The organism is Streptomyces sp. CC53 (assembly GCF_001865245.1).
In the GTDB taxonomy this organism is placed as follows: domain Bacteria; phylum Actinomycetota; class Actinomycetes; order Streptomycetales; family Streptomycetaceae; genus Streptomyces.
Window position 1 is genome coordinate 5,984 of record NZ_MKXB01000093.1, and the last position, 6,170, is coordinate 12,153.

General features: G+C 72.5%; 8 protein-coding genes and 1 pseudogene. 5 read left to right on the forward strand and 4 right to left on the reverse strand.

The features are described from left to right. Positions 1 to 20: 20 nt before the first annotated feature. Positions 21 to 725, reverse strand: coding sequence for an ABATE domain-containing protein (locus BJP40_RS08280; protein ID WP_079171013.1), 705 nt, complete (start codon positions 723 to 725; stop codon positions 21 to 23). 116 nt (positions 726 to 841) lie between these two features. On the opposite strand from BJP40_RS08280, the gene BJP40_RS08285 reads away from it, so the two are divergent. Genes BJP40_RS08285 through BJP40_RS34080 form a run of 3 tightly spaced genes read left to right on the forward strand, consistent with a single transcriptional unit; the run spans position 842 to position 2,805 of the window. Continuing rightward, positions 842 to 1,390, forward strand: coding sequence for an HPP family protein (locus BJP40_RS08285; protein WP_071279821.1), 549 nt, complete (start codon positions 842 to 844; stop codon positions 1,388 to 1,390). 9 nt (positions 1,391 to 1,399) lie between these two features. Further along, the gene (locus BJP40_RS08290; protein WP_071279823.1) at positions 1,400 to 2,083 is read left to right on the forward strand and encodes a pyridoxamine 5'-phosphate oxidase family protein; all 684 of its coding nucleotides are present in this window, start codon (positions 1,400 to 1,402) and stop codon (positions 2,081 to 2,083) included. Continuing rightward, positions 2,080 to 2,805 carry a hypothetical protein gene (locus BJP40_RS34080; protein WP_071279824.1) on the forward strand — a complete coding sequence of 242 codons (726 nt, stop codon included), beginning with the start codon at positions 2,080 to 2,082 and terminating at the stop codon, positions 2,803 to 2,805. Before BJP40_RS08290 ends, BJP40_RS34080 begins: the two co-directional genes overlap by 4 nt. Positions 2,806 to 3,240: 435 nt before the next feature. Here the strand turns inward: BJP40_RS34080 and BJP40_RS08300 are convergent, their stop codons facing one another. The 3 genes from BJP40_RS08300 to BJP40_RS34085 are packed head-to-tail and all read right to left on the reverse strand — an operon-like array spanning position 3,241 to position 3,790. Next, positions 3,241 to 3,432, reverse strand: a complete 192-nt coding sequence (locus tag BJP40_RS08300) for a hypothetical protein (protein WP_071279826.1) — start codon at positions 3,430 to 3,432, stop codon at positions 3,241 to 3,243. Beyond that, complete coding sequence (locus tag BJP40_RS08305) at positions 3,429 to 3,638, reverse strand: hypothetical protein (RefSeq protein ID WP_071279827.1); 210 nt, start codon at positions 3,636 to 3,638, stop codon at positions 3,429 to 3,431. The genes BJP40_RS08300 and BJP40_RS08305 overlap by 4 nt, the downstream gene beginning before the upstream one ends. Further along, positions 3,635 to 3,790 (reverse strand): hypothetical protein, encoded by a 156-nt coding sequence (locus tag BJP40_RS34085; protein ID WP_177204338.1) that lies wholly within the window; start codon positions 3,788 to 3,790, stop codon positions 3,635 to 3,637. The genes BJP40_RS08305 and BJP40_RS34085 overlap by 4 nt, the downstream gene beginning before the upstream one ends. A 224-nt stretch (positions 3,791 to 4,014) precedes the next feature. On the opposite strand from BJP40_RS34085, the pseudogene BJP40_RS08310 reads away from it, so the two are divergent. Further along, positions 4,015 to 5,074, forward strand: a pseudogene (locus BJP40_RS08310) (helix-turn-helix domain-containing protein). Positions 5,075 to 5,087: 13 nt separating this feature from the next. Continuing rightward, complete coding sequence (locus tag BJP40_RS08315) at positions 5,088 to 5,675, forward strand: HD family hydrolase (protein WP_071279828.1); 588 nt, start codon at positions 5,088 to 5,090, stop codon at positions 5,673 to 5,675. The last annotated feature ends 495 nt before the right edge of the window (positions 5,676 to 6,170 follow it).

Consider the following 6,170-nt stretch of genomic DNA (forward strand, 5'->3'; position numbering starts at 1 on the left):
GGGAGGGGTAGCCCCCCGCCTCACCCCGACAGCCCGCCGACCCCCTCCGCGCCGGGCGCGGCCGCCGCTCCCTCGGCCGCGCCCGGTCCGGTCACCTCGTTCTCCCGCGTACGGCGGCTGTGCCGGGCCACCCTCACCCGGTTGCCGCAGCCGGACGTGCACCAGGCGCGCCGGGCATGGCTCTTGACGAAGTACAGGATGCAGCCCGGAGCGCCGCAGGCCCGGATCAGGTCGGCCTGCTCCCCGGAGAACAGCGCCACCGCCGCCGCGGCGACCTCCCCGAGCGCCACCCGGTACGGATCCCCCTCAAGCCACCGGGGGACCGCGTCGAAGGCGGGGCCGGGGGCCAGCTCCCGCCACTGGGTGGCGAGCCGGGCGGCCGCGTTCACGGCGTCGGCGTCGGCGGGCTCCGGCTCGTGGCCCGCCGTGCGGGCCGCGGCCAGGCCCCGCAGCGCGCGGCGCAGCTCCCGGAACGCCTCGACGTGGTCCTCCCCCGCGGGCCCCGAGCGCTCCAGCGCCGCCGAGAGGGCGGAGCTGAACTTCCCCCGGTGTACGGCCAGCCAGGCGTCCAGGGCCTCCCCGGAGGTCAAGGCGTCCACCAGGTGACCGCGCACCCCGCCCTTGATGTACGTCGTGTTCACCAGGTCGAGCGGCAACGGCTCACCCAGCAGTGGGAGTTGCCCGATGGTCTCCCGTCCCTGCCCTGCATGCGTCCCTTGGTCCATCGTCCCATCCTGCCGTCCTCGGACTTCGCCGGAACTCCCTCCTGAAGCTAATGCATCAGGCTATGATCCATACGTTAGCTGCTCAACTCCGTGTATGTGCAAGGGAGGAAAACCCGATGTCCGAGTCCACGGTGACCGAGCCGCAGGCCGGCACGCCGGCCTCGAAGCGGATCGGTGCCGCGCTGGGCGGCAAGGCGCCCGCCCGCGCCCCCGGTGCCGCCATCTCGGTGGCCACGCTCAGCGGTGTCGTCTCGCTCGTCCTGCTCGTCGTTATCGGCGTCCTGCTCGACCAGACCGTGCTCATCCCGCCGCTCGCCGCCAGCGCCGCCCTGGTGTTCGCGGCGCCGGCGCTCCCGCTCGCCCAGCCGCGCAGCGTCGTGGGCGGCCAGCTCGTCTCGGCCGTCGTCGGCTTCGTCTGCCTGGCGGCCGGCGGCAGCTCCGTCTGGACGGCCGCGGTCGCCGGCGGTCTCGCCATCGGCGCCATGGCCCTGGCCAGGACGCCGCACTCGCCCGCCGCGGCGACGGCGGTGATCGTCGTGCTCACCCAGCCGTCGGCGCCGCTGTTCCTGTCGCTCCTGCTGCTCGCCACGCTGGTCCTGGTCGGCGTCGGCATCGTCGCGGGACGCAGCGGCAAGACCGCCCGCTACCCCACCTACTGGTGGTGAGGGGCAGTCATGACCAGCAGGTTCGGACAGCTGCTCTTCACCCCTGAGGCGCAGCGGCACCAGGAGCGGCACGGCAGCCGCCGCAGTTACGCCCACATGACGGCCGGGCCGGCCGACGCCGACCGGCTCACCGAGGACGAGGCGTACTTCGCCCGTACCAGGACGAGCTTCTACATGGCGTCCACCAGCTCCTCGGGCTGGCCCTACATCCAGCACCGCGGAGGCCCTGTCGGCTTCCTGCGGGCCCTGGACGACAAGACCCTCGGCTTCGCCGACTACCGGGGCAACAAGCAGTACATCACCACCGGAAACCTCGACCACGACAACCGGGTCGCCCTGTTCCTCATCGACTACCCGAGCCGGAGCCGGCTGAAGGTCCTCGGCCGTGCCCGCACCGTCGGGGCGGAGGAGTGGCCCGAATCGGCCGGTCCACTCGTCCCGGGCGACTACCGGGCGGTCGTGGAGCGGGTCGTCCTCATCGACGTCGAGGCATACGACTGGAACTGCCCCCAGCACATCGAGCCCCGCTACACCACGGACGAGGTGGAGCAGGCGATCGCTCCGCTGCGCCGTCGGCTGGCGGAACTGGAAAGCGAGAACGCCCGGTTGAAGGCCGGCCGCGCGGCGGAAGCCGACGCAGGCAGGGAGCGCGCCCGGGCGGCCGCGCACCAACGAACGGAGGAACCTCCATGAGCCCCACCCGCATAGTCCGCCGCGGACGCTCCGCTGATCCCACGAGCTCCGCACTCCCCGCGACCGGCCAGGGCAAGCTCACCGACAAGTGCAAGCCCTGGCTGTCCGCCTTCTGCACCGCGTACCAGCGCAGGGAGATCACCGTGCTCCGCGTGAGCGTGGGCATCCTCTACCTGTGGTTCGGCGTCCTGAAGTTCATCCCGGCCCTGAGCCCCGCCGAGGACATCGCCACCGTCGTGATGAGCATCATGACGTTCGACGCGGTCCCCGCCGAGGTGACCGCACCGCTCCTGGCCCTCATGGAGGTGCTGATCGGGATCGGCCTCGTCACCGGGCGGCTGCTGCGGCTGACGCTCGTCACGTTCTTCGTGCACATGGCGGGGGTCTTCGTCACCCTGGCGATCGTCCCCGGCGCCGTATGGAGCCACCCCCTCGTCCCCACGCTTGAGGGGCAGTACATCATCAAGAACCTGGTCCTGGTGGCCGCGTGCCTGTCCGTCGCCGCGGCGGCGGTGCGCGGCTCCCGGACCGCCGGGGTGCCCGAGGTCCAGGAGACCGCCCTGGCCGCCGGGATCCCCGCCGGCCTCGACACGGCCCTCGACGGCAACTGCCCCACGTGCAGCGGCCCGTACACCGCCTCGGAGGCTCGGCCGGCGCCGACACCGCCCGAGCCCGCACTCGCCGCCCCGTCCCTGCCGGTCGGCTCGACCGCCCGGGACTGACCCGAGGCACCCGCACCGGCCGTACACCGCCGACGCATCCCCCACACGCCCCGCACGCACCACCCCGCACCATGCACCCCCGCGTCCCATCCGGGCCCCGCGCCACTTCCGCAGGCGCGGGGCACCCGGCGTTCGGGGGCCTGCACTGCGCCCCTGCGGCCGGTCTGCCACGTCCGGCTGCCGCATCGGATCCCCTGCGCGGCGCCTCTTCCGCGGACAGGGGGTGGTCCCGCCCCCGGCAGCGGACCGGTGGAGGAAGCGACCGGCGGCGGGGGAGTGGTCAGCGGCGGCGCGGGCGCGGTGGAACCGTGGGAAGGCACGAAGGGTGCCGGTAGGCGTCCGGTCTGGCGCACGACGCGGAGAACCCCGGGATCACGACGGCCTCACCCTCGATCACCCGGCCGCAGTGCATACACCAACGCGCCTCCGCGGGCGTCATGGCCGTGTCCTCTCGTGGCAGGGGCAGGTGCACCTGATGGAGAACAGCGGTCGCTCGCCGGGGCGGGGGCGGTCGGTGGCGTAGACGTCCTGCGGGTGGCACTGCCGATGCTCGCCGAGCTCGCACTCACCGGTCCGCCCCGCCCGCTCGGCGTCCGCCCGCACCTGCTCCAGCGTCCGGGCGGTCACCGGCCGCACCTCGCGGTGTGGCAGCCGTGGCAGGCCCGCGGCGCCCACACGACCCGCACGCCGGGCGCGGGCCGGTGGCGCAGCCAGCCCAGCGACACCGCGGCTCCCGGCGCGAGCGGCGCGCCGCAGAACGTGCAGTCCAGGCCGTACCGCTGGAACGGGGTGAGCACCCCGTACGCGGGAAGCGCCCCTGCGGCCGCGGTCACCGGCCGCACCTCGCGGAGTGGCAGCGGACGCAGACCCGCAGCGGGAAGCGGCGCGGCAGCTGCCGCGCGGTCGCGGCGGTCAGCTCGACGGCGCAGTCCGCGCACTGCCGGCCCCGGCGCTGCCGCTCGGTGAGCGGCGGCGTTCTTGACACGGGTACACCTGCTCTCGTGCTCTCTGCCGTGGTCTCGATCCGGCCCATACGATCACCTGCGCTTCGCTACGCTGAGTGGTCCTCGATGACGCTTCGACAGTAGGAGCGCAGGGCCGTCGGCTGAACTGACCGGCAGTACCGGTTGCAGCCTCCACTCCACCAAGGGGGACAGAGTGCAAGGCAGCCAGCGTGCGAAAACCCGGTCTCCCCGTCAGGCTTCCGCTCTGCAGCCGCGGGCCGGCCTCATTTCGGGGTTCACCTTCCGCCTCATCCGCGAACAGCTCGGTTGCACGCAGGAGTCGCTGGCTGAACGACTCCGCGTGTCGGGTGACACCGTCGCAGGGTGGGAGTCCGGCCGCCGGCCCCTCACAGCAGTGCCCACCGGGCAGAACCTCGTGCACCGTCACATCCTGCTCCGCATGGGCGCTGCTCCGTCCCTGTTGCACACGCTGGAACGCGCCATGGAGGCAGACGTTCTGCTGACCGGCGTCCTTCAGGGGCAAGCGCCTGAGGGCAACCCCATGGGTGCCTGGGTGATGCAACGCGACCTCGTCGAGATGGTCACCTGGCCGCTCACCGGCGTTGCCCCCGCAGCTCTTCGGAGGCTGCCCGCGCCGCCTCGTCCGCGCCGCGGCCCGGTGCCGGTCGGCCCTGACCTTCCGCGTGCAGAACGAGCGCAGCTCTTCTCAGAACTCCGCCGCACCGCAGAGGCCGCCCGCGACCCGGGTCTTTTTCTCCTGCGCCGCCAAGCCGTCTACCTGGCCGGCTACGACATCGAGGGGGACACGGCGGCGTGGCTGGCCGCACAGAAGGGCGCTGTCCGCCCGCAGGGTTGGCTGAACCGCTGGTTGGATGAACGATCGGTCGCCGCAGTGGCAGCCCGTCAGGGGGACCGCGACCGCATGGCGCACTTCATCAGCGGGTTGGAGGGCGACGACACGCACGGAGGCGGCGAACCTCAACTACTGGGCGTACTGGATCGGCGAGCAGCCTGTGGAACTCACGGACGACTTCATCGCCCGAGCTGATGCGGGCTCATGGACCGGAGAACGGCTCTTGGCCCACTTGGCCAGGGGTCTGACCCCTGAACACGGGTACTTCGACCTGAACGTGCACACCCTGTGGGCCCTGCTCGCCGCCCGCCCAGGCCTGCTTCGCCGGTCGGCGCACCTCGACCGTCTACAGCCGCGGCTCGCCATGCTGTTGGATGACCATGGCCTCTCACCGCGGGCGCGGCGAGAGCTGGAAGGCATCCGGTACGCGATCCGCCTCACCGAGGCGTGAGAGGAGACGGGCAGTGGCCGACGACCTTGACCTGTCCGCGGTGGGCCGCTTCTTGTTCGAGGCAGGCACCCTGAAGCACACCAAGCGCACTGGCTGGTGGATGGCGGGCGTCCGGGACCCCGAAAGTGTCGCAGAGCACGCCTGGCGCGCCTCTCTCCTCGCCTCGGTCATCGCCGAGCTGGAAGGCGCCGACCCGGCGCGTGCGGCCCTGATGGCCGTGTGGCACGACTCGCAGGAGTCCAGGACTGGTGACGTGAACCATCTCGGGAAGAAGTACGCGCCACAGGCCGACCCCGCTGCGGTGACGGCCGACCAGACCGAGGGGATGCCGCCCAGGCTGGCCTCCATGGTGCGTCGGCTGGTGGCCGAGTACGAGGCCAAGGAGTCCGCAGAGGCCGTGTGCGCTCGCGATGCCGACAAGCTGGAGTGCCTGCTGCAGGGAATCGAGTACCGGGAGCAAGGGCATGCCCACGCCCAGCGGTGGATCGACAACAGCCGCAGCCGTCTGAAGACCGAGACGGCCCAGCGCCTCGCAGACGAGCTGCTGCAGCAGAACGGGCTCGACTGGCTTCGCGCAGCACTGGGGGAGAGGCAGGCGTGACGAATCCGCTCCTGCCCTTCAGGCGCGGAACCGCAAGGGCGGTGCGGCGTGTGCATGCAGGGGGTGAGCCGGCCGCTGGTCGGTACGGGGTGCTTCCCGATACGCACGGGCCCGCACTACCCGTGCGTGCTCGTGCCCGATCCCGACCCGGCGCCGCCTTCGTAGGCACGGGGTGTTCGGCGGGGCGCCACCGGACGTGCCCGGATGCCGGCGAGAGTCCGTAGGCGGCCCGTGCGTTGCGGAGGACCCGGCCTTCGGCCCGAGGGCAGGCTTGATCTCCGCGCCGGTGTTCCGACCGTCAGGGGACCCCGCGGCCACACCGCCGCTGGCCGTTTCCCCGCCGCACGCCCGCCCCGGCTCGACGCTTCGCCGACTTCCGCCGTGCTCCACCGCGCATAGCGAAACGGCCGGCGGAGGCGCCGGCCATGTGAGGGGAAGAGCGCCCCAGGCAGGACTCGAACCTGCGGCCAAGCGCTTAGAAGGTGTCCGGCAGTG